The organism is Actinoplanes sp. CA-142083 (genome assembly GCF_050942195.1).
GTDB lineage: Bacteria > Actinomycetota > Actinomycetes > Mycobacteriales > Micromonosporaceae > Actinoplanes.
Genome location: NZ_CP192076.1, coordinates 5,041,885 through 5,066,900 on the forward strand (window position 1 = coordinate 5,041,885; position 25,016 = coordinate 5,066,900).

Genomic DNA, 25,016 nt, shown 5'->3' on the forward strand with positions numbered 1-25,016 from the left:
GTGCACACGGTCGGGGAACTGCTGCGGCAATGGCGACACCGCCGAGGACTCAGCCAATGGGACCTCTCCATCGCCGCGGACGTCTCGGCTCGGCACGTGAGCCTGGTCGAGACGGGTAAGTCCCGCCCGAGCGCCGACATGATCCTCCGGCTCGCCGATCAGCTCCACGTGCCGCTGCGCGACCGCAACCAGCTGTTGCTCGCCGGCGGCTTCGCACCCCGGTACGCGGAGCGCGCGCTCGGCGATCAACGTCTGTCGGCGGTCCACGACGCGATCAGCCGGGTCTTGCGGGCGCACGAGCCGTACCCGGCGGTGGTCTTCGATCGCCGGTGGAACATCGTGATGACCAACCGCGCCGTCGACCCGTTCTTCGCGCGGGTTGCTCCCGACCTGCTGCGGCCACCGGTGAACCTGGTGAGGCTGGGGCTGCACCCGGACGGGCTCGCTCAGATGGTCGTCAATCTGGCCGATGTGCGCGCGGTGTTCCGTACGCGAATCGCCCGTCAGCTCGCCGTCGCCCCCGACCCTGAGCTCGCCGCTCTTTACGACGAGTTGCTGGCTTCCGACATATCGAGCCGGCGAGTCGACGCGGACGTCGTCATCCCGATGATCATTCGCATCGACGGCCGGGAGTTGCGGCTGTTCTCGACCATCACCACCTTCGGCACCCCGATGGACATCACGGTCGACGAGATCGCGATCGAGTCCTACTACCCGGCCGACGCGGAGAGCGCCGCCTACCTGTCCGATGCGAGCGTGAACCTGTCCGACCAGCGGCGGTGAGCCACCGTGCCGGCGGGCGAGTATCGAGCGGTGACCAAGCGGCCGTCGCCGCCCGATCCGAGGAGATCATTCATGTTCATCGCCATCCTGGACTTCAACACCGCCGCGGCCGACCGCCCGGCCGCCCTCGCCCAGCTCGACAAGGAGCGCGGCGAGGTGCAAGCCATGCCGGGCAACATCGCCTTCCGGGTCTACGCCGGCCGGGAGGACGACACCAAGGTGACCTTGGTGCACGAGTGGGAGGACGAGGAGTCGTTCGCCGGGTACGCGAGCTCGGCCTCGTTCGCCCGCTCGGGCGAGGTGCTCCGGCCGCTCATGGCCGGTGCGCCGGTGAGCCGGCGTTTCCGCGCCGAGCTGCTGGAGACCGTGCGCTGACGGCGGCCTTTACGATCAGCTCGTGCGAGAGCGTCGATGACCCGCCCGGCGTACAGCTTCGTGCGGACATTCCCGGCCGAGCCGGAGCGGGAGCTGTGCGTCGACCGCCACTACCTGCTCTGCGCCTCGGCCGGCGTCCTGCGGCTGGAGGCGCAGGGCCAGGCGTGGCTGCTGCCGCCGGCCCGGGCGGCCCTCATCGAGGCGGGCCGGCCGATCCGGGTGAGCATCCCGCAGCCGGTCACGACCGCGTCGGTGCTGTTCGCCGTCGACTTCGTGCCGGCACCGGCGGCGCCGCTGGCGGTGTTCGATCTGAACCGGCTGGCCGGCGCCCTGCTCACCGAATGCGGCGCCTGGGGCCCGGGCGAGGAGCCCCTTCCGGCGTACGGCGAAACGATGTTCGCCGCCCTGGCGGCGGTCTGCTGGCGGCTGGCCGAACGACCGAGCCCGGTCGTGGTGCCGGCCGGGCGCTCGCCGGAGCTTCGCAAGGCGCTGCGGCTGACCGAACAGCGGCTCGGCGGCGAGGCCCGCTTCGAGGACATCGCCGGCGAGGTGGGGCTGGCGCCGCGATCGCTGGCCCGGCGGTTCGAGGACGAGACCGGCATGACGTGGCGGGCGGCCCTGCGCCGGATGCGGATCCTGGCGGCGGTCGAGAAGCTGGCCGACGACGAGTTGCCGATCACCGCGATCGCGTTCAGCGTCGGCTACAGCTCGCTGTCGGCGTTCAACGCCGCGTTCCGCGAGCTGACCGGGCGCACGCCCACGGAGTACCGGCTCAGCTTCCGCCCTTGAGGCGACTAGAAGCCGAAGACGGTCAGCCACTCGACGCCGCGCGGCTGATAGCGGTTGACGGCGCACATGCCGTGGATCGCCGGGGCGACGTGGGCCGCGCCGTACACGACGGCGACGGTGATCGGCTCGTGCATGTGCTCGCGGTGGATCCTGCTCAGCTCGGCGATCAGCAGCCGATCGCGCTGCTCGCCCAGCAGGCTCATCAGCTCGTCCATCGAGTCGATCCCCGCGATGCCCTCGCGCCAGTCGGTGTCGCTCAGCTCCAGGTGACGGGCCATCGCCTGCCGCGAGCCGAACGCCAGCCGATCGAGGCCCACCAGCGGCGACATGACGGCGGCGGTGGCGCGCTGCCGCCACGGAACGCCCCGCCAGCCGTCCGCGAACTGCCGGGCGGTCATGTCCGGATAAACAACGGGAACACCGAGGCTCTCGTACGCGATGTCCTGCTCGACCAGCCCGGAACGCCGGAACCACGCCGGCAGTTGGTAGCCGGCGGCCAGCGCACCGCGCCCTCGGCCACGATGAGGTCGCAGCGGCGCAGCCGGTCGGCGACGCAGGCATAGAAGTCCGGCTCACCGATGTGGACCATCGGAAAGAAATGAAAGCGCAGCGGCGTGTCGGCGCGCTTCAGCTGCAGCACGGCGGAGCGGACCCCCACCACGCTCACCTCGACGATCTGCATGCCCCTACAGTGAGACACCGTTTCAACACGTTCGGGCGTCACCCGATCGATTGTCTTGTTCCGCGGGCATACCATGGCTTGCGCTGGTCCCGCCTGGTCGAGACGACACCCGGGGAAATCGAATGGTCGAGCGAAATCCGTTCCGGTTCCACAACGGCCGCGTGGCCCGCACCATCGATGAGCTGATCGCCTGCTGCCGGGAGGACAAGGCGGCCGCGGCTCATCATCTTGCCCGCGACGACTTCGAGCTCTGGTTCACCTACATGGGCTACGACTACCTCGCGGAGTGGACCGCCGCCATCCGCGAGGAACCGGACATGCGTATCCGGGTCGAGCTCTTCACCTCCCTCTCCCCGGTGCTGGTCTTCCTGCAGAAGAGCCGGGAGCGGCGGCTGTCCTTCCTGCTCGTCGGGCGTACGGGCGTCGGCAAGTCCAGCACGATCAACTACTTCCTCGGCGCCGAGATCGCCCCGGTCGGCGACCACGTGCCGGTCACAGCAAGCGTGGTGTCGTACGACACCGAGATCTATGGCGTCCCGGTGCGGGTGACCGACACTCCCGGCCTGTGCGACGGCGCCAAGAAGAACGGCGAGTACCTTCTGGACACCCGCGCGGCGGTCGAGGAGAAGGGCCTCGACTGCTGCTGGTTCGTCAGCACACTGGTGGAGAACCGGGTCCGGGTGGACGAGATCGAAGCGCTGCACGACCTGACGGTGGCGTTCGGTTTGAAGATCTGGGACCAGATGGTGGTCGTCCTGACGCATGCCGACATGTTCCAGGCGGCCGATGCCTACATCGACCGGCTCGAGAAGCGGAGCCGGGTGCTGCGGGAACGGATCGGGACCACGCTGGTCGAGTGCGGCGCCTCCGCGGACGAGGCCCATCGGATCGCGGCCGGCGTCCCCTTCGTCGGTGTGACGAACGAGCACGAGCGGACGCCTTCCGGCGAGCGCTGGCTCGGCGAGCTCTTCCAGACCACTCTCGAGCGGATGCCTCCGCTCGGTGCGGGCAGCCTGCTCATGGCCACGGCCGAGCGGCTCTCCTTCACCGACGGAGCCGCCCCGGCGGCGAAGGGCAACGGCAGGGGCAGCGGGAAGAAGAAGGACAACGGAAAGGCCAAGTCGAAAGCGCCGCCCGCCCCGAGCCGCCCCGTCCCGGCTGTGTGGTCGCCGCCTGCCCCCCGCGCTGTGCAAGCGGCGCCGCGCTCATCAGCGCTGGAAGTGCGGCCGAAGCCGAAGCCGCCCGTGCTCGTCGGCGAGATCGTCAACTCCGCGCCGCCGGCGCCCCACAAGCCACGCGAAGGGTTTCACGAGGTCCACACGGTGAAGGCGCAGCCGGCCGTGACCGTCCACCAGCAGATCTACATCGACAACCGCGGCCGTTTCGACAAGACCGTGAACCAGCACATCCATCAGGCCGTCGGTGCCGACGTCCGGGAGCCGAGCAAGTCGGTGCTGGCGATCGCCCGCGTGCTCGACAAGGGAGTCAAGCTGATGAAGGGCGCCGTGAAGGCGGTCGTGGGGTGGTTCTTCTAGGAGGTCAGGCCCAGGCGACGGTCTGCACGCCGGGGAGGTCGGCGACGGCGCTGCGGTCCTCGCGGGCCAGGATCTCCAGGAGGGCGGCGGCCTCCGGGACGCTCACCACGCGGCCCTGGGAGCTCTCGGCGCCGGGGTCCGGGGTCTCCAGCCAGAGCTCGCCGTCCTCGGTGCACTCGACCTGGATCACCGCGTCCGAGCGGGACGTGAAGACCGCCCAGTTGCCGGCGGTCCGCAGGATCTGGCGGTCGAGGCGGGCCACGCAGCTGTCGAGCGCCTCCATCACGGGCAGCGACGCCCAGCCCCGATCCTCGGTCTGGTAGCGCATCTCCAGGACATCACGCTCAGGCGCACCCGGAGAATCCGTGACCAGACCGCGAAGGTCCTCACCGCGGAAGACCGGGCCGAGCGCTGCCCACAGGTCGCGCCTCGGCAGGTCGATCGGCGCCGAGGCGCCGCTGGGGAAGGTGAGCGTGCCGACGCCGCGATCCCAGTGGCGTCGCAGGACGAGGACGTGTCCGCGCATGTCATGGATTTCGACGCGTACGGCGGCGGGGCCGTCGGGCGCGACGCGGGTCAGCAACCGTTCGGCCTGCCACGGGTGCAGCTTCGCCGAACGGCGCATCATGCCGCCCGGCCAGTCGTCGAGCAGGCGGGCGTCGGCGCGGGGGATCGGGCGCCGGTTCCAGTCGTTCAGGTGGTGGAACAGGCCGGTGCCGTGGGAGGAGATCGAGCCGCGGAACGTCTTCTCCGGCTCGCCCGGCCGGACCTCGCTGTGGTGGACGGCCACGACGGCGACGGTTTCGTCGTTGGGCTCCGGGCTGAGCACGAGGGCGTGGGTCAGTCGCAGGCCGGGCAGGTCGACGGGGATCGGCTGGACCGATCCGGGCGGGACGGGTGGCACGTCGAGCAGGGCCTCGGCCACGTCGTCGCGGAAGGAGCCGGCGCTCGCGCGTACGACCGTGACCTGGCCGTCCCGCACGCGGTGGACGGTGGTCACCACGCCGGCGGGCAGGCTGATCGTGTCGATGAGCACGCGGTGCCGGCCGATCCGGCCCGGCGTCAGGTCGCGGCCTCGCGCCCGCCGGAGGCGCTCGATGATCTCCTCGTCGGTCATCCGACCATTTGATCAACTCGTTGCCGGGGGCGGCATCGCGGGGACCGATCTGACGCCAAGAGTGCTGACATGATGGCCGGATGCGTATCGATGAGGGGCGTCAGGAAGCCGGGCACACGCCCCGGCTGCGCCCGGTCTGGCTGGTCGCGGTGGCGTCGGTCCTGGTTGCCACGGCGGCCCTGGCCACGGTCTACATCTGGCTCGACCACAGCCTCATTCCGTCGACGGCGCCGGGCGGCTCGGAGTCCGACCGGACCCTGAACGTCTTCAAGACGACGGTGGCGCTGGCAACCTTCGTCGGGGCGGTCCTCGCCGGCGTGTACGCCTATCGCAAGCAGCGGCTCACCGAGGGGGACGCGCGCCGGGCCGACGCCGAGCAGCTGATCGGTCGCTTCGGGAAGGCGTCCGAGCAGCTGGGGCACGCGAGCCCGGCGGTTCGGCTGGCCGGGGTCTACGCGATGAGCTCCCTCGCGGACGACTGGGCGCCGCAGCGCCAGATGTGTATCAACGTGCTCACCGTCTACCTGCAGGTCCCCTTCGAAGCGGATCCGGCCCGGCCCGAGTACGCCCACGGGGAGAAGGTGGTCCGGCGAACGATCGTCCGGGTGATCCGTGACCATCTGCGGCCCGGGTTCTCCAGCGTCTCGTGGCAGGGATACAACTTCCGGTTCGAGGAGGCCATCTTCTACGGCGGCGACCTTACCGGCGCTCGGTTCACCGGCGGGAACGTCTCGTTCTACGGGGCCCGGTTCGTGGAGGGGAAGTTCCATTTCAACAATGTCGTGTTCGGCGGGGCGCGAGTGTCGTTCCACCGTGCGGTGGTCGAGGGCGGAGTGGTGACCTTCGCCGGCGCCTCGATGACAGCGGGAGAACTGGACTTCACCGACTCCGCCCTGACCGGTGGAGAAGTCGTCGGGACCGGATTCGATCACCGGGGTGGTGAGCTGACCGACGGCCCGATGGCGCCTCAGCTCGGCAGGGACCGCGCGTAGCGGACGCCGATGGACACCCAGCGCTCGAGCTCCTCGTCGGTGTCCAGCCCGCTCGGATCGATGCGCAGCCAGCCGTCCATCTCGCGCCCGCGCATCTCGAACCGGCCGGCCTCGGGCCGCTGGGTGAGGGTCGGCGTGTCGGCGGGGTCGACGCGCAGCAGCAGGCCGCCCTTGCTGCTGGCGCTCACCGCCATGTTGCCGTTGAGCAGGAACGCCAGCCCGCCGAACATGCGCTTCTCGGTCAGGCCGGGCTCCCGCTGGACGATCTCCCGGATGCGATCGGCAAGCTCCTGGTCGTAAGCCACGACGACAGTCTCGCACCGGGTTCGCCGATCTCTCTACGATCGGGACCATGGCAGCGATCGCGCAGATCTCCCTCGGTGTGGACGACCCCGACCGGGCCGGCGCCTTCTGGATCGAGGCTCTCGGCTACGTGCGGCGGCCGCCCCGGTGGGAGGGCGACGAGTGGTTCGTCGTCGAGCCGCCCGCCGGCGAGCCGGGCTCGGCCATCGCGATGGACGCCAGCGGCAGCCCGGCCGAGGAGTTCCCGCGGATCCACCTCGACCTGGACGCGGGCGACGTCCCGCTGGACGCCGAGGTGGCCCGGCTGGTCGGGCTGGGGGCGCGGCAGGTCGACTGGCCTTTCTATCCCGCGCCGGGCGAGCGGCATCCGGACGACCCACCCTACGTCGTGCTCGCCGACCCCGAGGGCAACCGGTTCTGCGTGAGCGGGCGGTCGGCCGCGGCATAGGACGCCACGTGCCGGTGCGGCGGGCCCCTCGCGGCCGGCCGGCACGGCACCGGCGACCCGTCCCGCTTGACCGGTTCAGTGCGGCGCGAGATATTGACTCCAGTCAATGCTTGGGAGGCGGCATGACGGGGATCAGCCGGCGCCGGGCCATGCAGCTCGGCGCCGTGGCCGCGGCCGGGACGCTCGTTCCGCACGGGGAGGCGCCGGGCGGGCGGCGGGAGGAGCTCTTCGACGAGGGCTGGCTGTTCCGGCGGGGCGACGTCGAGGGCGGCCAGGACCCGGGGCTCGACGACTCGCGGTGGCGCGGCCTCGACCTGCCGCACGACTGGGGCATCGAGGACCTCCCGTACGCGATCTCCGACGACGGCGCCGCCACCAGCGACCCCTCCATGCTCACCACCCAGGTCCCGCCGGCGCAGCCGGTGCCGCCCGCCGTGATCGGGCCGTTCGACCCGGCGTCGAGCGCGGGCGGCGGGTCGACCGGCTACACGGTCGGCGGCGCCGGGTGGTACCGCAAGCGCTTCCACCACGTGATCAGAAGTGGACAGCGGGTCGAGCTGCGCTTCGACGGCGTGTACCAGAACGCGGACGTCTGGCTGAACGGCACGCATCTGGGCTTCCATCCCTTCGGGTACACCGGTTTCGCCTACGACCTCACGCCACACCTGAGCGCCGACGGCGCGAACGTGCTGGCGGTGCGGGCCGACAACAGCGGGCAGACCAGCCGGTGGTACTCGGGCTCGGGCATCTACCGCCACACGTGGCTCACCGTTACCGACGCCATGCGCATCCCGCTCTGGGGACTTTCGGTGACGACACCGTCCGTGGCGGCGCGCCGCGCGACCGTACGCGTCGAAGTCGCCCTCGAGGGACCACCGCCGGACCTGGTGCGAGTCACCGTGCGCGACCCCTGGGGTTCGGTTGTCGCGCGCCGTGAGGCCGCGCCCGGCACGCCCGTGGACCTGACCGTGCCGCATCCCGCGCTGTGGGACGTCGAGACGCCGGCGCTCTACACCGCGCACGCCGAGCTGGTGAAGGCTGGCCACACCCGCGACGCGCTCGCCGTGCTCTTCGGGATCCGGTCCTTGAGCTGGGACAACGGCGAGTTCCGGCTGAACGGCAAGCTCGTGAAGATCGTCGGCGGCTGCATCCACCACGACAACGGGCCGATGGGCGCGGTCGCGCTCGGCCGCTCCGAGGAGCGCCGGGTCGAGCTGCTCAAGGCGGCCGGCTTCAACTCGATCCGCACCGCCCACAACCCGCCGTCGACCGAGCTGCTCGACGCGTGCGACCGGCTCGGCATGCTGGTCATGGACGAGTTCGTCGACATGTGGGACACCGGTAAGACGCCGCAGGACTACTCAGTGCACTTCGCCGACTGGTGGGAGCGCGACCTCACCGGCATGATCCGCCGTGACCGGAACCACCCGAGCGTCGTGATGTGGTCGCTCGGCAACGAGATCACCGACAACACCGGCGGCGCTCGCGGCGCCGAGATGGCCGCCGCATTGCGCGCGATCGACACCACGCGGCCGATCACCCTCGGTGGCGGCTCCGCCTTCACCGCGGACGACCCCTCGTGGTCCTACGTGGACATCGGCGACGTGCACTACAACGCGAACGGCAAGGGCTACGCCCCGATGCACGCGGCGCATCCCGAACGTCCCATGACGCACAGCGAGGGCTTCCCGGCGACGATCTACCAGGACACCGTCTTCTGCGAACAGAACGCGTGGGCGATCGGCACCTGGGTCTGGGCAGCGATGGACTATCTGGGCGAATCCGGCATCGGCAAGACGCTGATGGCGCCCGAGGGGACGGCCGCCTCGATCGGCGACCAGAGCGTCATGCCCGGCTGGTCGATCGCCCGGCTGCTGCACCACGGGTGGGGCGGCTTCGGCTACCCGTACCCGTACTTCCAGGGCAATTGTGGCGACCTCGACCTGATCGGGCAGCGCAAGCCGCAGAACCACTGGCGCGCCGCGGTGACCGGCGCCAGCCCGGTCGAGCTCCTGGTCGAGCGCCCGGTCCAGCCCGGCACCGAGCAGGTCGCGGTCTGGTGGGGCTACTACGACGAGCTCGAGAGCTGGACCTGGGATGTCCCGGCCGGGCACCCCATGGTCGTCCGCGTCTACACGCCCGGCGATCAGGTACAGGTGCTGCTCAACGGCACGCCGATAGCTTCCGCCACCCCGGAGCGCTGCGCCGCCGTCCTGAGCGTCCCGTTCCGGCCCGGCACGCTCACCGCCATCGCCTTCCGGGCCGGCCGCGAGATCGGGCGCCGCACGCTGCGCACCACCGGACCGGCGGCCGCGCTGCGCCTGAGCTCCGACGTGCCGGCGCTGACCACCAGCCGCGACGACCTGGCCCACATCCTGGTCTCGGTCGTGGACGAAAACGGTCACCTGGTCCCGGACGCCGTCCACCGGGTGAGCTTCGAGGTGCGGGGCGCCGGCACGCTGGCGGCCGTGGGCAGCGGCAACCCGCACAACGCCGACAGCTTCCAGCGCCCGCGCCGGCACACCTGGCACGGGCGGGCGCTCGCGATCCTGCGGCCCGCGAAGAGGCCGGGCCGGCTCACCCTGACCGCCTCGGCGCCGGGTCTGCGCGGGGATGCGCTTTCCCTTCCCGTACGCCCTTTGGGGTAACGCGGGTTTGCCGGCCTTCTCCCGAGGGCATCCGCCGGTCGGAACCAGATCGTCGGCCGAGTGGATGTTGCGGGCCGGGTCCACCATGGAAAAGCTCCTTGTAGTGGGATACGCGTAACTCGGCCGTTTCTTCGCCGTCACATCCGCCGCCGTGCCGCGGCGGGTCGCGGCGGACACGACCGCAGCGGTGGCGGCCGCCGTATCCCCCGGGAGCAGAGATGGCGGGCAGGGCCGCGCCCGGCGTGACGACGCCGGCCGGCACGAGGTGGAAGGCCGGGTGGTGGTCATGACAGGTCCACGAGCCCGGCTGCCGGAGGCTCGCCGCGATCTCCCGCCGGTTCCCCCCGCCGCATCCCCCGGAGGCGCCGCGTGACCGACCCGCACACCGGGCTCGCCGACCTCATCGACCTCGTCCGCGCCGAGGCCCGCAAGCTCGGCCGCGACGACCTGGAGGCCTTTCTGCCCGCCCCGCCCGGCGCGCGGGAGATCCCACGCCGGCCCCGGATCGCCGTGGCCGGCGGGCCGGGCCGCGGCAAGTCGCGACTGATCAACAGCCTGCTCGGGCGGCCGGGCCTGAGCCCGGTCGGCAGCCGGCCGACGACCGGCGGGTGGGTCGAGTTCCGCTACGGGCCCGAGGACTCGGCGGTCGCCTTTATCGCCGACCCGCACGATCCGGGCACACCCCGGCGGGTGCCGATCCCGGTGACCGAGCTGCAGGCGTACGCGAAATTGGATGAAGTTGAATTGCCGGTCCTGGGGGTCGAGGTCCGCCTGGACGCGCCGATCCTGCGCGACCTGATCCTGGTCGACACACCGGGGGTGGGCGGGCCGAACGCCGCCCTGCGCCACACCGACGGGCTGCTGTTCGTCAGCGACGGCGCCGAGCCGGTCACCGAGTACGAGATGGCGTTCCTGGCCGTGGCCGCCCAGCGCCTCGACACCATCGTCGTGGCCGTCAACAAGAGCGACGCCGTCGGGCACGACCGCACGCTCGCCGAGACCCGCCGCCGGCTCGCCGCGCACCCCGACCTGGCCCGCCTGCCGGTCATCGCGATCTCGGCCCGCCTCGCCGAGCAGGCCGGCCGTCCCGGCACCCCGCAGCGCGTCGCGGTCCGGCTGACCGAGCTGGCCGGGACGCGGCAGCTGATCGACGTCATCACCTACGAGGCCACGGCGGGCCTGCGCCGGCTGCGCGCCACCAACCAGGCGCACGCGACCGCGGCCGTGGCCCGCGAGCTGCTCGCCCACCTCGACCGGGCCACCGGCCCGCAGGAGCGGATCGACGCCGACATCGCCACCGTCGCCACCCTGCTGGACGGCGGCGGGCTGCTCGGCGCCCGGTTCGAGGAGGCCCGCCAGACGGCGACGCAGCGGTTCACGGCCCGCGCCGACGAGCTCGGCGAACGCCACCGCGAGGCGGCCGAGAGCGGTCCCGGCGCCGACCTGGACGCGCTCGCGCCGCGGCTGGTCATCGGGCTGGCGACGGCCGGCGTGGCCGCCCTCGACGAGACGGAGGACCGGATCCTCGAGGCGCTGCGCGACAGCCTCCGCGACGACGTGCTGCTGCCGCCGCCCGCCGAGCTCGACCTGCGGCTGCGGGCCGGGGAGCCGGCCGCGCCCCGCCGCGCCGCGGGGAAGAGCGAAGGGGCGGATCTGCTGCCCACCCTGACCGCGCTGCTCACCGGCTCGGCGATGGTGCTGACGCTGCTCACCGGCTCGGCCGTGGTCGGCGCCGACCTGGCCCTCGCTGCCTGCGCCGGCTGGTGGCGGCTGCGCAGCGACGCCGGCCCGCAGCGCCGCATCCGCCTGGCCACCTGGGCGGAAGCCGCGATCGCCGAGGCCAAGCGGGCGTTCGAGGGCGAGTTGCGCAAGCGGGTGATGCTGGCCCGGCAGTACGTGGCGGAGGCGCTGCCCCGCGTCCTGGAGGCGCGCCGCGATCGGCTGATGGAGCTGCGCCCCGCCCCCGACGCCGACGCCTCCCGGGAGACCCTCGCCCGGGTCTTGGACGAACTGTCCCGCCGAAGTGTCGCCTGACCCGGCATAATCGATCGTCATGAGACTGTCCCGTCGGCGGTTGCTGTTCACGACCGCGCCCGGTGTGCTCGGAGTCGTCGTCCTCAATGGATGTTCGTCGTCGTCGCCGCCTTCGTCGTCCGGGAAGGCCGCCCCTGAGGAGTCGCCGGTCCCGGCCGCGAGCGGCGCCGTCGCCGGTGAGTGGCGGCGGGTCGCGATGTCGTCGGTCTCCGCCTACATCCTCGTGCGCGGCAGCGAGGTGGCGATCGTCGACCTCGGCACTCCCGGCTCGGCCGGCGCGATCGAGGAGGGCCTCAAGGCCGCCGGCGCCGACTGGAAATCGGTGAAGCACATCGTCCTCACCCACATGCACCAGGACCACGTGGGCGGCCTCGAGGGCGTCGCGCCCAAGGTGGGCGCGGCCATCTACGCGGGCGACGGCGACCTGGCCTCGATCATCTCGTCCAAGCCGCTGAAGTCGGTCAAGGAGGGCGACGAGGTCTTCGGCATGCGGATCATCGAGACCCCCGGCCACACGCTCGGGCACATCTCGGTGTTCGAGCCGACCACCGGCATCCTGGTCGCGGGCGACGCCTTGCGAACCAACGCGGGGCTGGCCGGGTCCGATCCGCAATACACCGCCGACGAGACAAAGGCCAATGCTTCCGTACGGAAATTGGCGGCGCTCGACGTGAAAGCGATCCTCTGCGGGCACGGCCAGCCACTGGTTGCCGGGGCCGGCACGGCCTTGAAGGATCTCGCCGCGACGCTACAGTGACCCGGTGAGCAAGCCGCTGCCGAAAGAACTGCGCGACCTTGTCGAGTCCGGCCCGCTGGCCCATCTGAGCACGGTCAACCCCGATGGAAGCCCCCAGGTGAGCGTCATCTGGATCGGCCTCGACGGCGACGAGCTGGTCAGCGGCCACCTGACGTGGAACAAGAAGCTCCGCAACATGGGCCGCGACCCGAGGGTGGTGCTGTCGTTCGAGGCCCCGCGCGACCCTGCGGTGTTCCTCAACGAGCACGCCGTCCTGCGCGCCCGCGCCACCATCGTCCCGTCCGGCGAGGCGTGGGACCTGCTGAACCGTCTGATCAAGGTCTACATGGCCCCCGACAAGGAGTTCCCGGCGCCCCGGACCTCGGGGTACATCGTGCGCTACGCGATCGAGCGCGTCGGCGGCGTCGGCCCCTGGACCCGTCAGGCCTGACCCAGCTGGTCGCGGCGGCGCCTCAGGTAGGCGGTCTCCGCCGTGTTGCCCGCCAACTCGATCGCCTGGTCGTAGGCCGCGCAGGACTCCTCGCTGCGGCCCAGCCGGCGCAGCAGGTCGGCGCGGGTCGCGTGGAAGGCGTGGTAGCCCGCCAGGGGCTGCCCGAGGCGGTCGACGGCCGCCAGGGCCACCTCCGGGCCGTCGAGCTCGGCGACCGCGATGGCCCGGTTGAGGGCGACGATCGGGGACGGATCGAGCCGGGCGAGCTGGCCGTAGAGGGCGACGATCTGCGACCAGTCGGTGTCGCGCGCGTCGCGGGCCCAGGTGTGCACGGCGTTGATCGCCGCGAGGACCTGGTAGCGACCCGGCGGCACCCCGGTCGCCACGCGCTCGCGTACCAGCCGGTGGCCCTCGGCGATCAGCGCCGCGTCCCAGCGGCCGCGGTCCTGTTCGGCGAGCGTGACCAGCTCGCCGCCGGCCGACACCCGGGCGGTACGGCGGGCCTCGGTCAGCAGCATCAGCGCCAGCAGTCCCGCGACCTCGCCGTCGTCCGGCAGGAGGGTGCGGATCAGGCGGGTGAGCCGGATCGCCTCGGCGGTGAGGTCCTGGCGCACCGGGTCGGTGCCCGGGCCGGTCGCCAGGTAGCCCTCGTTGAAGACCAGGAAGAGGACGGCGAGCACGCCGGAGACGCGGACCGGGAGATCCTCCTCGGACGGCACCCGGTAGGGGATCCCGGCCGCCTTGATCTTGGCCTTCGCGCGGGTGATCCGCTGCTCCATGGCGGTCGCCCGCACCAGGAAGGCCCGGGCTATCTCGGCCACGGTGAGGCCGCCGATCAGGCGCAACGTCAGCGCCACCCGCGACTCCATCGCGAGCGCCGGATGACAGCAGGTGAAGATCAGCCGGAGCCGCTCGTCGTCGATGGCGCCGGCCGGCTCGGCCGGGTCGTCGGCGTACACCAGCATGTGAGCCTCCTTCTGCTTGTCGTCGCGCCGGCTCTCGCGCCGGACCCGGTCGATCGCCTTGCGGTTGGCCGTGGTGGCCAGCCAGGCGCCCGGGTTGGGCGGCACCCCGTCGGCCGGCCACCGCTCGACGGCGGCCGCGAATGCCTCCGCCGCGGCCTCCTCGGCGACGTCGAGGTCGCCGAAGCGCCGGGCCAGGGCGGCGACCACGCGCGCCCATTCCCGGTGATGAGCCTGGGTGACCGCTGCCCCGACGTCCGCCTGCATGCCGAGATCTTCTCCCTTGTGTCTCACCACTACTACGAAAACCCTGGCGGCGATCCGACAGTTTCCGGCCGTTGACCCCTCGCGCCGGCCGTGGAAACGATGAGCGGCGAGGTGGAACATGCGACGTCTGCACAGAGCAACAGCGTGGACCGCGGTGTCGGACGGCACCTACGCCGCGGCGGCGCTGGCGCGGATCTCGGGCTGCGGCCGCGACGGAATCGTCTCGCTGGTGACCCTGCTGCGGGATGCCGGCTGCGAGGGCGATCTGATGGACGTTCCGCCGTGGGACCAGGGGCCCTCGGCGACGATGGAGATCGCCTCGATCAGGCGATGAGGGTCGTTTTCGGCCGCAGGACGCAGAACTCGTTGCCCTCGGGGTCGGCGAGCACGGTCCACGACTCCGTGCCGGTCTGGCCGACGTCGACCCGGCGGGCGCCGAGCGCGAGGATCCGCTCGACCTCGGCCTCCCGGCCGTCGGGGCCGGGCGTCAGGTCGAGATGCAGCCGGTTCTTCACCTGCTTGCGGTCGGTCACCGGCATGAAGCAGATGCCCACCGGCGCGTTCTCGTCGGGACCGATGACGATCTCGCGCTCCCGCTCAGACAGGATCTTCCAGTCGAGCACCCGGGTCCAGAAGCGAGCCAGCGCCGGGAGATCGTGCGAGTCGATCACGATGTGGTGCAGGGAGACGGTCACGATCACGAGTGTGGCACGGCGGGCTTTGCGCGATGATGGAGCGACGCCACCCCGGGAGGGTCGATGAATCCGCGAGCGGCCGAGGGCTGCGAAGCCGATCGGGTCGCCCAGATCCAGGTGACCCGGGCCGACGGATCGCAGTGGCGCGGCTCGGGGTATCGGATCAGCACGCGTGCCGTCCTGACGGCGGCCCACGTGGTGGCCGGCGCGGCCGAGGTGACCGTGCGTCTCGACGCCGGACGGCCGGGGGAGTGGCAGGCGACGGCGACGGTCCAGCCGGTCGAGCCGGCCGACGGCGATGTGGCGTTGCTCGACATCGAACCGCCGGAGGAGGCGCCCGCGGTCCGGCCGGCGCCGTTCGGCCGGCTGGGCACGCGCCGGGCCGTCATCGGGGTCCATGCCGTCGGATTCCCGCGGTGGAAGATGCGTACGGATGCGGACGACCGCCCATTCCGGGACATGTTCGATGCCGAGGGCTCGATCGCGGTGTACTCGAACCGCCGGTCCGGGACGCTGGAGTTCACGGTCGCGCAGCCGCCGCCCGAGGATCCGGATCCGGAGGCCTCGGCCTGGGACGCGATGTCGGGCGCGGCGGTGTGGGCCGACCGCCGCATCATCGGCGTGATCGTCGACCACCACCAGCGCGAGGGCGTCAACCGGCTGGCCGCGGCGCCGGTCGAGGGCTGGCGGCGGCGGGTGGCGCCGGACGCCGGCCTGCCGGACGTGCTGCCACCGCCGCCGGGCGGGCGGGTGCGGGCCGGCTACGTCGCTCTGTGGCGTGAGCTCGTCCCGGCCGATGGTGTGCGCGGGCGGGAGCAAGAGCTCGACGATCTCGCCGCCTTCTGCGCCGGCGACGACGCGTACGGCTGGTGGCAGGGCGAGCCGTTCGCGGGCAAGAGCACGCTGATGGCCGCGTTCGCCGCCGACCCGCCGGACGGCGTCGACGTGGTCGCCTTCTTCGTCAACGCGCTGGATCTGGGCCAGTCGGACAGTCACGCGTACGCCTCGGCCGTCGCCGACCAGCTCGACGCTCTGCTGGGGGCGGAATCCGGCCCGGCGCCGGGATTGTCGTGGCCGGAGCGGCTGTCGCGGCTGCTGTCCTCGCTCGCGAGCGCGGCCCAGCGGTGCGACGAGCTGGGACGCCGGCTCCTGCTGCTCGTGGACGGCGTCGACGAGGACCGGGGCGCGGTCCCCAGCGTCCTTTCGCTGCTGCCGAAAGCGCCGCCGCCCGGGCTCCGGGTGCTGGTGGTGGGCCGGCCTCGATGGACCGTCCCCGCCGATGTGCCATTCGATCATCCCGTACGGCGTTGCGAGCCCCGCCGGATCGACGTGTCGCCGCACGCCACCGAGATCGCCCGCCTTGCCCGCCTGGAGCTCGGGGGAGTGCTGGGCGACGACGACATCCGCAAGGTCATCGGCACGGTCGCGGTCTCCGGCGGTGGCCTGACCCTCGACGACCTCGAGCAGATCACCGGGCTCGGCCGGTTCGCCCTGTCGCGCATCGTCACCGGCACGGCCGGCCGCACGCTCGCCGAGCGCACCGACGATCCGGAGGCCGGCCCCGCCATCTCCTTCACCCACCAGGAGCTGCTCGCCGAGGCCGTCGGCCTGCTCGGAGCCGGTGCCCTCGCCGGGTGCCGGGAGGCGATCCACGTTTGGACAAGAACCTTCCAGCAGAATCGATGGCCCGACAACACTCCCGCGTACGCGCTGAGGACGTACCCGCTGATGCTGCGCGACGCGGCCGTGGACCGTCTCGACGACCTGTTCAACGATCCCGACTACGTGATCCGCGCGGACGTCGACCGGCTCCTCCAGGTCATCAACGCGACGTCCGAGCGGTCCCGGCGGATGACCGGACTGCTGCGCCGGATCGCGCACCTGCTGCCGCCGGAGCCACCGGCCGTCCGCGCGGCCCTGCTGCGGACCGCGGCCTACCGCAACGACCCCGGGCTGCTCCCGGCTCTGGACTTCCGGATCGAGCCGGCGTGGAAGGTGCTGTGGTCCGACGTCCCGCGCTCGCGGCACCAGCCGCTGCTCACTCCCAGCCATGTCGGCGTGCTCGCCACGGTGATCCTCGCCGACGGCCGCACCCTGGTCGCGGCGGGCGGGTGGAACGCCGTACGGGTCAGCGACATCGGCACCGGCGCTACGGTGCGCGACCTGACCGAGCCCTACAACGGTGCGGTCGAGGCCCTGGCCTTCCATCAGCACGGCGACCGGGTGCTGCTCGCCAGCGCCGGACAGGACAACAAGGTCCGGGTTCACGACGTGGCCACCGGGGAGCTGGTGAGCGAGCTGCTCGGGCACGACCGCTACGCCACCGGGTTGGTGTGGCTCGCTGGGCCGTCCGTCGCTGGGCCGTCCGTCGCTGGGCCGTCCGTCGCTGGGCCGTCCCTCGCCGGGTCGGCCGGGTTGCCGCGGCTGGTCAGCGGCAGCATGGACGGCACGCTGCGGTGCTGGGACCTTTCGTCGGGCACCGCCACCCACGTCGTCACCGCCGACCACGCCGGCCTGACCGCGCTCACGATCGTGCCGACCGCGGCCGGGCCCCGCCTGGTCAGCGCCGGCCGCTCCAACGACATCGCGCTGTGGGACCCGGTCACCTTCACCGAGTCCGCGCGGCTCACCGGGCACCGCGACTCGGTGCGCTCGCTGGCGACGTGCCGCCTGGGCAACGGCCACACCATGCTGATCAGCGGCGCGTCGGACTGGACCGTCCGATGCTGGGACCCGGACAGCGGAACCGAGACCTCCAGCGTGGACATGCGGCACGACATGAGCCTGCTCGCCGTGGCCCGGCTCGACGACGACCGGATCGTGTTCGCCACCGACCTCGGCGACGACACCGGGTTCGCCGGCCCGGTCGGGGTCTACACGATCGACGGCACCGAGATCGGCCGGCTCGGCGGGCACTTCGGCGGCATCGGCGCGGTGGCGGCGACCCGCCTGGCGGACGGGCGTCTCTTCCTGGTCAGCGGCGGCGGGGACGTCCGCCTGTGGGACCTCAGCGACCCGGACGTGTTCGGCGAGCCGGCGCCGGCCGAACGGATCGACGACCCGATCGCCGTCCTGCGCCATCGGCACACCCCCGCCGTCGTGGCCGGCCGCAAGGACGGCTCGTTGGTGTTCCGCGACCTGACCACGGGCGAGATCCTCGAGAACCGGCCGGCCCACGGCGGCCGGGTCGAGCTGGCGGCGGTCACGACCTGGCTCACCGGGGCGCCGGCGCTGCTCACGTCCAGCTCGGACGGCAGCCCTTCGGGCGTGGCGTTCTGGGACTGCGACACCGGAGAACTGCTGAAAGCCTTTCCGGCCGCGCCGGGCGGCTACTGCCGGGAATCGGTCCTCATGACCGACCCGGACGGCCGCGACAAGCTCGTCAGCAACGGCGGCGGCGACTTCAACCGCCCGGAGACGGTGCTCCGGCAGATCGACGTGGCTTCGGGCGACATTCGTGAGGCGACGATCGCCGGCGGCTCGATGCTGACCGCCCTGGCGTCCACCCGCTGGGGCGACAGCTTGCTGGCCGTCGGCGACCACGGCGGCGCGATCCGCGTCTGGAACAACACCCGAGGCCGCGTGGACCTGGCCCTCCACACGCCGACGACGTTCTACGGCGTGCACCATTTCGCCTTCGTGCACCTGGACGACGGCCGGCTCCTCCTGGTCGCCACCGCGGCCGACATCCGGGTGTGGGACGTCGGCACCGGCACCCGGGTGCACACCCTCGGCGAGCGCGGGCTCCGCTGGAACGACCCCGCCATCACCCGCCTGCCCGACGGCCGCCACCTGCTGGTGACCGGCACCCAGGACGGCGACCTCTGGACCTGGAACCTGGAAACCGGCGAGCTCCTCGCCCGAATCCCCCTCGACGACGCGGCCGTCCACGTCGCCGCCGACGCCGCGACGATCGCCATCAGCGCATCACACGGCCTCACCGTCATCGACGCCACCGCAAGCCTGCCCCCACCGACGCCCACACCCGGCACTGCGGCCACACCCGCGACGGCGAGCACGCCCGGCGCGGATGCCGCGCTCCTCGACAAGGTCATGGCCGAGGCCGGAGACCCTCGGGCCGCCTGCCGGATCGGAGCGCGGCTGAAGGGACGCGGCGACGAGTCGGGGCGGGAATGGCTGCGCAAAGCGGCGCTCGCCGGAGATGCCGAGGCGGCCCTGCTCCTGGGGGACTGGCACGCCGCCGACGAGGAGCTCGAGGTCGCAGGGACGTGGTGGCGTCGGGCGGTCGATGCCGGGTCGGCGACGGCGGCGCTGCGTCTGGCGCTCGGCCGCGACGGGCGGGACGACGCTGAACGGAGCCAAGCGATGGCGGCCATCGCCGCCGACTCGGGCCACGTCGAGGGCATGGCGATCCTCGGCCGGCAAGCGTTCGTGAACGACGACGAGGAAGGAGTCGGGCGGTGGCTGCACACGGCCTCGGCCGGTGGTGATCTGAACAGCCGGGCCCTGCATGGGCTGTGGCTCTTCGACCACGGCGAGTTCGCGCGGGCCGAAGGGACCCTCGAGCGCGCGGCCGAGGCCGGGCACGCGCGCGCCGCCACCTGGCTCGGCCGGCTGCACCGGGACCAGGGCCGGGCCAACGCGGCGGAGCGATGGTTCCGGGCCGGCGCCACGGGCGGCGATCCGCTCGGCGCGGCCGAGGTCGGCCTGGTGTGCCGGGACCGGGACGAGCACGAGGAAGCCGCGCGGTGGCTGCGGGTCGCGGCCGAGGCCGGGCACGCCCCCTCGATGTACCACCTCGCCCTGGATCGGTCGGTGGCGGGCCCGGAGCAGACCGACTGGCTGTTCCGGGCGGCGAAGGCCGACCACGCGCCGGCGCTCGTGCTGCTCGGCGCGGCCTTCTGGAAGAACCAGGACAGCCGGGCGGAAGCGTACTTCCACAGGGCGGCGCAGCTCGGCTACGCCGAAGGGATGTACAACTACGGGTCGCTGCTCTCCGAGCGTGACCCGGATACCGCGGAGCCCTGGCTGCGGGCCGCCGCCGGCAAGGGCATGTCCGAGGCGTGGAACCTGCTCGGCGTGCTCGCCTACGAGAAGGGTGACCGCGCCGAGGCGGAGGCCAACTGGGCGCAGGGCGTCCAGGAGGGCTCCGCATCGGCGCGGCAGAACCTCGCGATGATCCGCGGCGAGCCCGAGGGTCAGTGAGCCCAGTCGATCTGCGGCGATCGGTAGAAGTTGACGCCCTGGAACACCCAGCGCGGTCCGTAGGCCCCGAGCCGGGCGCGGAACGACTCCCAGTCGTGCGTGGCCGACCAGCCGAGCTCGGCGATCGCGGGCAGGCGGGGGAACGCCATGAACTCGATGTCGTCGATCGAGCGCAGCGTCTCCGACCACAGCGGCGCCTCGACGCCGAGGACGGCCGACGCGGGGACGTCGGCGAGGCGCGTGCCGGGATCCCACCCGTACGCGTCATGGACCTCGATGTAGGCCGCCCAGCTCAAGCCCAACGGGGTTGACGGGTCGTATTTCATGTCGAGATAGGCGAGGTTGGCGGGGGACATGACCACCTTGGTGCCGCGGGCCACGGCCGCCGCCAGCGTCGCGTCCGAGGTGTCCAGACCCCAATACTGGGCCACCGCCTTGCTTGCGCTGGGTGCTCGGGAGATTTCATTCCATCCGTACGCGGTCTTGCCGTACTTCCGGACGAGCGGCAGCACCCGCTGCTCGAAGGTCAGGTAGTCCTCGGTGGTGGTGGCGTGGGCCTCGTCGCCGCCGATGTGGATGTACGGGCCGGGTGTCATGGCGGCCAGCTCGCGGATCACGTCCTCGACGAACCGGTACGTGATCTCCTTGCCGATGCAGAGCGAGCTGTAGCCGACCTCGGTGTCGGTGCGCGGCGGCGGGGCAACCCCGTCGCAGGTGAGCTCGGGGTAGGCGACCTGCGCGGCGTTCACGTGGCCCGGCATGTCGATCTCCGGCACGATCGTCACGTACCGGTCGGCGGCGTAGCGGACGAGGTCACGGTAGTCGGCCTTGGTCAGGAAGCCGCCGCCCACGCCGTCGACTCCGGTGCCCGGCGCGCCGCCGACGGTGGTCAGCCGCGGCCACGAGTCGATCTGGATGCGCCAGCCCTGGTCGTCCGCGAGGTGCAGGTGCAGGTAGTTGATCTTGAAGCGGCTGAGGTCGTCGATGTAGCGCTTGACCTCGCCGGGCGTGTGGAAGTGCCGCGCGAGATCGAGCATCGCGCCGCGGTAGGCGAACCGCGGGTAGTCCACGATGTCGCCGCCGGGGACGGTCCACCGCACGTGCTGTGGGGTGGCCGCGTCGATGGCGGCCGGGAGCAGCTGCCGCAGGGTCTGCACGCCGGCGTAGAGGCCGGCGTTCCCGTTGGCGCGCAGCGTGACACCGGACCGCCGCACGGTCAACCGATAGCCCTCGGCGCCGAGCGTGGCATCGCCGTGGCCGGCCTGGGAGGCGGCGCCGGCCTGGGAGCCTGCGCCGGCGGTCGCCGTGCTGCCGCCCGGGTGGCTGGTCGAAAGCGTGATGGCCGGCGTGCCGGCCCGCGCGTGGCCGACGATCGGCAGGCGGTATCCGGTGGCCGGACGCAGCGCGGCGGCCAGGCGGTCGGCCACGTTGCGGGCCGAGGCGGGAGCTTCGATGACCGTGGCGGCGGTGAGGCGGAAGTCCGATCCGGAGGGCCGCACCGAGACCGGTGCGGGCAGGACGCTGTCCAGGGTCACAGCGGGTGGCGCGGCCGACGCCGGCGCCGGGGCGGCGGTCAGCGGCAGCGCACAGGCGAGCAAGGCGGCGAGAGGTATGCGCATCACCCGACGCTACATAAAGCGGTGTCGATCTGTGAAGACTCTTATCAGAGCTGGATGATGCGACCTGCCGACGGTGGCACGCGGCCCGCGAGGACGTCGAGCCAGGCGTCGCGCAGCGCGTCGGGCCCGGCGCCGACCTGGATCTCGAGGCGGGCGGCGACGAACGAGGCGAAGCGGTGCCACGCGTCGGCGAAGCGGTGGTCCAGCTCGTCGCGGCCCCAGTCCTGGCGGCGCTTGCGCATCTGGTTGGGCGCGAAGAACAGCTCGTCGGCGGCGGCGATGTTCGAAGTCTGGTTGGTGAGGCCCACGGCGACATCGCGGACCAGGCGGGAGCCGAGATGGTCGCGCACCTCCGCCCGCAACGCCGGGGTGCCGGCGAAGTCGAGATACAGCGAGGGAGCGGCCTCGAGCGAGGCGACCTCGGAGTACGGGAGGACCGCGTCGTAGCAGCCCAGCGAGCGGGTGAACTCGACGTTGGCGGGCGAGGTCAGCCCCACCAGGCGCGGGCCGCGCCCGTGCAGCTCCATCGCCGCGGCGAACGCCGTCTTGGACGAGGCCGACGAGACGGCCAGCACCGACGCGCCGAAGAAGGCGTTGTCGATCAGGTAGTCGGCGAGCATGAACGAGGTGAAGAACAGCGGCCGCAGCAGGATCAGCAGATCCTCCCGGTCGTGCCGGTAGGCGGGGTCGCCGGTCGTCGTGCGGTACGAGTTGTACGGCGACGGCAGGGTGGCGCGGTGCGCGCTCGCGTCGTGGAAGCCGGTCTTGTCGATCCGGTCCGCCCGCACGACCAGGAACGCCGCGGGCGGGAGGTAGCCGTAGACCCGCTGGCCCTCGATCACGCCGTGGATGTTGGAGGCCACCACGTCGGCGAAGCCCCACAGCGGCGGCAGCCCCCACGACGGATCCAGCCCGCGCGGCCCGGGCGGGAAGAACTCCCAGTACCGCATGGCGTCGCCGAGCACCGCGTACGTGATGTTGTTGGCGGTCAGGCCGACGCGGTCGACCCGCAGCACCACCTCGCCCTCGGCCGGCGACGGCAGGTCGCCGGAGACGAGCGTCGTCTTGGCGAGGTCATCCCGGGCGACCGCGAACGTCCAGTGAGAGAGGCCCATCAACGAATCCTAGAAGAGCGACAGCTGGCCCGGTGTCGGGTCGCGGCGGGCCGTCAGGCCGCCCCGGAAGACCCAGGGCCGCAGCTCCGGCGTCTCCTCGATCTGGGCCGGCGACGGGGCGGCCCCGCCGACCAGCGCCCACAGCGACGGCCCCAGATTGATCCCGCGGGCCCGCAGCGCCTGCCGCATCACTGTGTAGACCAGCGGCAGCCGCGCCGACGCGAGGGCGGGCAGCGGCAGGTCGCTGCGCTGGCGCATCAGCCGCCGGTTGCGCGCGACGACCTCCCGCGACGACGGGTCGGTGAAGAACGTGGCCGCCTGCGCGCCCACCGCCGCGGTGACCAGGGCCGGATCCGCCTCCCACGCGGCCTCGACGCTCCCGAACGCCTCCAGCAGGCGTCGTGCGGTTTTCGCGCCGAAACGCCGTACGCCATGGAGGTTGTCCGAAGGGTCTCCGCGCAGCGCGGCGAAATCTTGATACTGCGCGGCGGTGACGCCGTAGAGGGCCGGCAGGTCGCCGGCGCCGATCAGGTGGGCCTCGTCGTAGCCGCCGTTGCGCACCCGCAGCACCGAGGTCGTCTCGTCGATCAGCGAGAACGCGTCGCGGTCGCTGGTCATCAGGACCGACTGCCAGCCGGCCGCGCGGGCCGCCGCCGCGCCGCTGGCCAGCACGTCGTCGGCCTCGTAGGCGGGCGGGACGACGGTGCAGACGCCGCACTCCGCCAGCACGAGAGGCGCGAGAGCGAGCTGAGCCACCAGCGACTCGGCCTTGTCGGGACGCTGCGCCTTGTAGAGCGGGTAGTCGTCGCGGCGGGCCGACGAGACCGGGCAGTCGAAGCCGATCATCACGGCGTCGGGATTGAGGTGGGCCGCGGCCCGGGCCAGGTAACCGACCAGGCCCTGCAGGGCCCAGACGGGGGAACCGTCCGGAGCGAGGAGCTCGCCGAAGGCCGCCGCGTGGTAGGCGCGATGCAGGAGGCTGTTTCCGTCGAGAACCAAGAGCACCGGCACCCGCAACAGCCTACGCGTGACCCGCCGGGACCATCACTCCCCTGATGGCCCCGGCGGGCGTCTCCGCGCACGATGTCGATGTTCACGTTCACAAGCAAGAACGTTGCCAGTCGATTACATCGGCGTTTCCACGAATGTTAACGATCACAGAGCGGGTGTCAAGACGGTGTCCACGAGCGCGTCTCAACGGACAAATTGGACGCTAGAAGATCGAACAGTATCTATATTCTACGACTGGGCGGGCGCGACGCTGTCCCGCTCGATCAGCTCGGGCGCGATGGTGCGCCGCGCACCCGCCTCCAGGCCGGCCGGGCCCTGCTCGACCTGCGCCATCAGCAGCTCGAGGGTGGCCGTGGCCACCGCGGCGAAGTCGGGCCGGACGGTGGTCAGCGGAGGCGTGAAGTACGCCGCCTCGGGCACGTCGTCGAAGCCGATGATGCTCACGTCGTCGGGCACCCGGCGGCCGTGCTCGTTGAGCGCCCGCAGCAGCCCCAGCGCGATGTGGTCGTTGGCCGTGAAGACCGCGGTGACATCGGGCAGGCGCGCCAGCAGCTGGCCGTTGCGGTAGCCGGACGCCGCGCTCCAGTCGCCGGTCAGCAGCGGCGGGATCTCGATCCCCGCCTCGGTGAGCGTCTCCTCCCAGCCGCGCACGCGGCCGGCCGCATCGAACCAGTCGGACGGCCCGGAGATGTGCCACACCGTGCGATGCCCGGCGTCGAGCAGCCGCCTGGTCGCCGCGCGGGCGCCCGCCACCTGGTCGACGGTCACCAGCGTGCTGGACCGCTCGGGGTCGCCGTCGATGGTGACGATCGGGACGTCGGCCGGCAGGTGCTCGAGGGCGGGCCCGGCGCTGGCCACCGGCGCGATCACGACGAGGCCGGCGACCCGCTGGTCGAGGTGGCGCTCGACGGCCTCGGCGATCGAGCGCTCGTCGAGGCTGCGCACGCTGCCCACGTTGACCGCGAAGCCCTTGGCCTGGGCTGCCTCCTCGAAGGCCGTCAGCATCGACGCGGGGCCGAACAGCGACGAGTTCTGCGCGACCACCCCGATCACCTGCGAAGTGCCCGTGACCAGGGCGCGAGCCGCCCGGTCGGGCCGGTAGCCGAGCTCGGCTATGGCCGCCCGCACCTTCAGCCGGGTCTGCTCGCTCACGTTCTTGTGCTCGTTGAGCACGCGCGAAACGGTCTGATGCGACACCCCCGCCAGCCGGGCGACGTCCATCATGCCCGGCGGCCGTCCGCGTTTCACGCTCACCGACACCCCGCATCCACCTGTTGCGGGCAGGATA

The 25,016-nt window shown here is 72.2% G+C and carries 22 protein-coding genes; 12 read left to right on the forward strand and 10 right to left on the reverse strand.

Annotated features, from left to right (window positions below; all coding sequences use genetic code 11):
• The 3 genes from ACQPZX_RS23050 to ACQPZX_RS23060 all read left to right on the forward strand — a co-directional run bounded on the left by ACQPZX_RS23050 (position 1) and on the right by ACQPZX_RS23060 (position 1,947).
• Positions 1–783 (forward strand): helix-turn-helix domain-containing protein, encoded by a 783-nt coding sequence (locus ACQPZX_RS23050; RefSeq protein WP_433384057.1) that lies wholly within the window; start codon positions 1–3, stop codon positions 781–783.
• A gap of 72 nt (positions 784–855) precedes the next feature.
• A complete protein-coding gene (locus ACQPZX_RS23055; protein ID WP_433384059.1) occupies positions 856–1,158 on the forward strand; it encodes a putative quinol monooxygenase in 303 nt (100 codons plus the stop codon).
• A 36-nt stretch (positions 1,159–1,194) separates the two neighbouring features.
• A complete protein-coding gene (locus ACQPZX_RS23060; protein ID WP_433384061.1) occupies positions 1,195–1,947 on the forward strand; it encodes an AraC family transcriptional regulator in 753 nt (250 codons plus the stop codon).
• A 5-nt stretch (positions 1,948–1,952) separates the two neighbouring features.
• On the opposite strand, the gene ACQPZX_RS23065 is transcribed toward ACQPZX_RS23060, so the two are convergent.
• Both ACQPZX_RS23065 and ACQPZX_RS23070 read right to left on the reverse strand, forming a co-directional pair.
• Complete coding sequence (locus ACQPZX_RS23065; protein ID WP_433384063.1) at positions 1,953–2,345, reverse strand: hypothetical protein; 393 nt, start codon at positions 2,343–2,345, stop codon at positions 1,953–1,955.
• The gene (locus tag ACQPZX_RS23070) at positions 2,342–2,629 is read right to left on the reverse strand and encodes a hypothetical protein (RefSeq protein ID WP_433384065.1); all 288 of its coding nucleotides are present in this window, start codon (positions 2,627–2,629) and stop codon (positions 2,342–2,344) included. Before ACQPZX_RS23070 ends, ACQPZX_RS23065 begins: the two co-directional genes overlap by 4 nt.
• A 122-nt stretch (positions 2,630–2,751) precedes the next feature.
• Between ACQPZX_RS23070 and ACQPZX_RS23075 the strand changes: the two genes are divergently transcribed.
• Positions 2,752–4,164: a GTPase gene (locus ACQPZX_RS23075; protein WP_433384067.1), complete on the forward strand. Its 1,413-nt coding sequence runs from the start codon at positions 2,752–2,754 to the stop codon at positions 4,162–4,164.
• Between the two features lie 4 nt (positions 4,165–4,168).
• Here the strand turns inward: ACQPZX_RS23075 and ACQPZX_RS23080 are convergent, their stop codons facing one another.
• Complete coding sequence (locus ACQPZX_RS23080; RefSeq protein WP_433384069.1) at positions 4,169–5,281, reverse strand: hypothetical protein; 1,113 nt, start codon at positions 5,279–5,281, stop codon at positions 4,169–4,171.
• Between the two features lie 80 nt (positions 5,282–5,361).
• On the opposite strand from ACQPZX_RS23080, the gene ACQPZX_RS23085 reads away from it, so the two are divergent.
• Positions 5,362–6,273, forward strand: coding sequence for a hypothetical protein (locus tag ACQPZX_RS23085; protein ID WP_433384071.1), 912 nt, complete (start codon positions 5,362–5,364; stop codon positions 6,271–6,273).
• On the opposite strand, the gene ACQPZX_RS23090 is transcribed toward ACQPZX_RS23085, so the two are convergent.
• Positions 6,249–6,578: a TfoX/Sxy family protein gene (locus tag ACQPZX_RS23090; protein ID WP_433384073.1), complete on the reverse strand. Its 330-nt coding sequence runs from the start codon at positions 6,576–6,578 to the stop codon at positions 6,249–6,251. The genes ACQPZX_RS23085 and ACQPZX_RS23090 overlap by 25 nt on opposite strands.
• A gap of 47 nt (positions 6,579–6,625) precedes the next feature.
• Here ACQPZX_RS23090 and ACQPZX_RS23095 point away from each other — a divergent pair, with 47 nt between their 5' ends.
• The 5 genes from ACQPZX_RS23095 (at position 6,626) to ACQPZX_RS23115 (ending at position 12,893) form a co-directional block, all read left to right on the forward strand.
• Complete coding sequence (locus ACQPZX_RS23095; RefSeq protein ID WP_433384075.1) at positions 6,626–7,024, forward strand: VOC family protein; 399 nt, start codon at positions 6,626–6,628, stop codon at positions 7,022–7,024.
• Positions 7,025–7,146: 122 nt separating this feature from the next.
• Positions 7,147–9,672, forward strand: coding sequence for a glycoside hydrolase family 2 TIM barrel-domain containing protein (locus tag ACQPZX_RS23100; RefSeq protein ID WP_433384077.1), 2,526 nt, complete (start codon positions 7,147–7,149; stop codon positions 9,670–9,672).
• Between the two features lie 369 nt (positions 9,673–10,041).
• The gene (locus tag ACQPZX_RS23105) at positions 10,042–11,706 is read left to right on the forward strand and encodes a dynamin family protein (RefSeq protein WP_433384079.1); all 1,665 of its coding nucleotides are present in this window, start codon (positions 10,042–10,044) and stop codon (positions 11,704–11,706) included.
• Between the two features lie 19 nt (positions 11,707–11,725).
• Positions 11,726–12,463 carry an MBL fold metallo-hydrolase gene (locus tag ACQPZX_RS23110; protein WP_433384081.1) on the forward strand — a complete coding sequence of 246 codons (738 nt, stop codon included), beginning with the start codon at positions 11,726–11,728 and terminating at the stop codon, positions 12,461–12,463.
• Between the two features lie 4 nt (positions 12,464–12,467).
• Complete coding sequence (locus ACQPZX_RS23115; protein WP_433384083.1) at positions 12,468–12,893, forward strand: PPOX class F420-dependent oxidoreductase; 426 nt, start codon at positions 12,468–12,470, stop codon at positions 12,891–12,893.
• On the opposite strand, the gene ACQPZX_RS23120 is transcribed toward ACQPZX_RS23115, so the two are convergent.
• On the reverse strand, positions 12,884–14,122 hold the full coding sequence (locus ACQPZX_RS23120; protein ID WP_433384085.1) for an RNA polymerase sigma factor: 1,239 nt from the start codon (positions 14,120–14,122) through the stop codon (positions 12,884–12,886). The two genes, ACQPZX_RS23115 and ACQPZX_RS23120, sit on opposite strands and share 10 nt — an antisense overlap.
• 118 nt (positions 14,123–14,240) lie before the next feature.
• Here ACQPZX_RS23120 and ACQPZX_RS23125 point away from each other — a divergent pair, with 118 nt between their 5' ends.
• On the forward strand, positions 14,241–14,456 hold the full coding sequence (locus ACQPZX_RS23125; RefSeq protein WP_433384087.1) for a hypothetical protein: 216 nt from the start codon (positions 14,241–14,243) through the stop codon (positions 14,454–14,456).
• Here ACQPZX_RS23125 and ACQPZX_RS23130 read toward each other — a convergent pair.
• Complete coding sequence (locus ACQPZX_RS23130) at positions 14,446–14,817, reverse strand: VOC family protein (protein ID WP_433384089.1); 372 nt, start codon at positions 14,815–14,817, stop codon at positions 14,446–14,448. The two genes, ACQPZX_RS23125 and ACQPZX_RS23130, sit on opposite strands and share 11 nt — an antisense overlap.
• Positions 14,818–14,880: 63 nt before the next feature.
• Here ACQPZX_RS23130 and ACQPZX_RS23135 point away from each other — a divergent pair, with 63 nt between their 5' ends.
• Complete coding sequence (locus ACQPZX_RS23135) at positions 14,881–19,983, forward strand: trypsin-like peptidase domain-containing protein (RefSeq protein ID WP_433384091.1); 5,103 nt, start codon at positions 14,881–14,883, stop codon at positions 19,981–19,983.
• On the opposite strand, the gene ACQPZX_RS23140 is transcribed toward ACQPZX_RS23135, so the two are convergent.
• The 4 genes from ACQPZX_RS23140 to ACQPZX_RS23155 form a co-directional block, all read right to left on the reverse strand.
• Positions 19,977–21,602 (reverse strand): beta-N-acetylhexosaminidase, encoded by a 1,626-nt coding sequence (locus ACQPZX_RS23140; RefSeq protein WP_433384093.1) that lies wholly within the window; start codon positions 21,600–21,602, stop codon positions 19,977–19,979. The genes ACQPZX_RS23135 and ACQPZX_RS23140 overlap by 7 nt on opposite strands.
• Before the next feature lie 44 nt (positions 21,603–21,646).
• Entirely contained in the window at positions 21,647–22,717 is a 1,071-nt protein-coding gene (locus tag ACQPZX_RS23145) for a DUF2855 family protein (protein ID WP_433384095.1), read from the reverse strand.
• Positions 22,718–22,726: 9 nt separating this feature from the next.
• Complete coding sequence (locus ACQPZX_RS23150; RefSeq protein ID WP_433384097.1) at positions 22,727–23,728, reverse strand: 5'-3' exonuclease; 1,002 nt, start codon at positions 23,726–23,728, stop codon at positions 22,727–22,729.
• A gap of 228 nt (positions 23,729–23,956) precedes the next feature.
• Positions 23,957–24,952: a LacI family DNA-binding transcriptional regulator gene (locus ACQPZX_RS23155; RefSeq protein ID WP_433385394.1), complete on the reverse strand. Its 996-nt coding sequence runs from the start codon at positions 24,950–24,952 to the stop codon at positions 23,957–23,959.
• Positions 24,953–25,016: the final 64 nt, after the last annotated feature.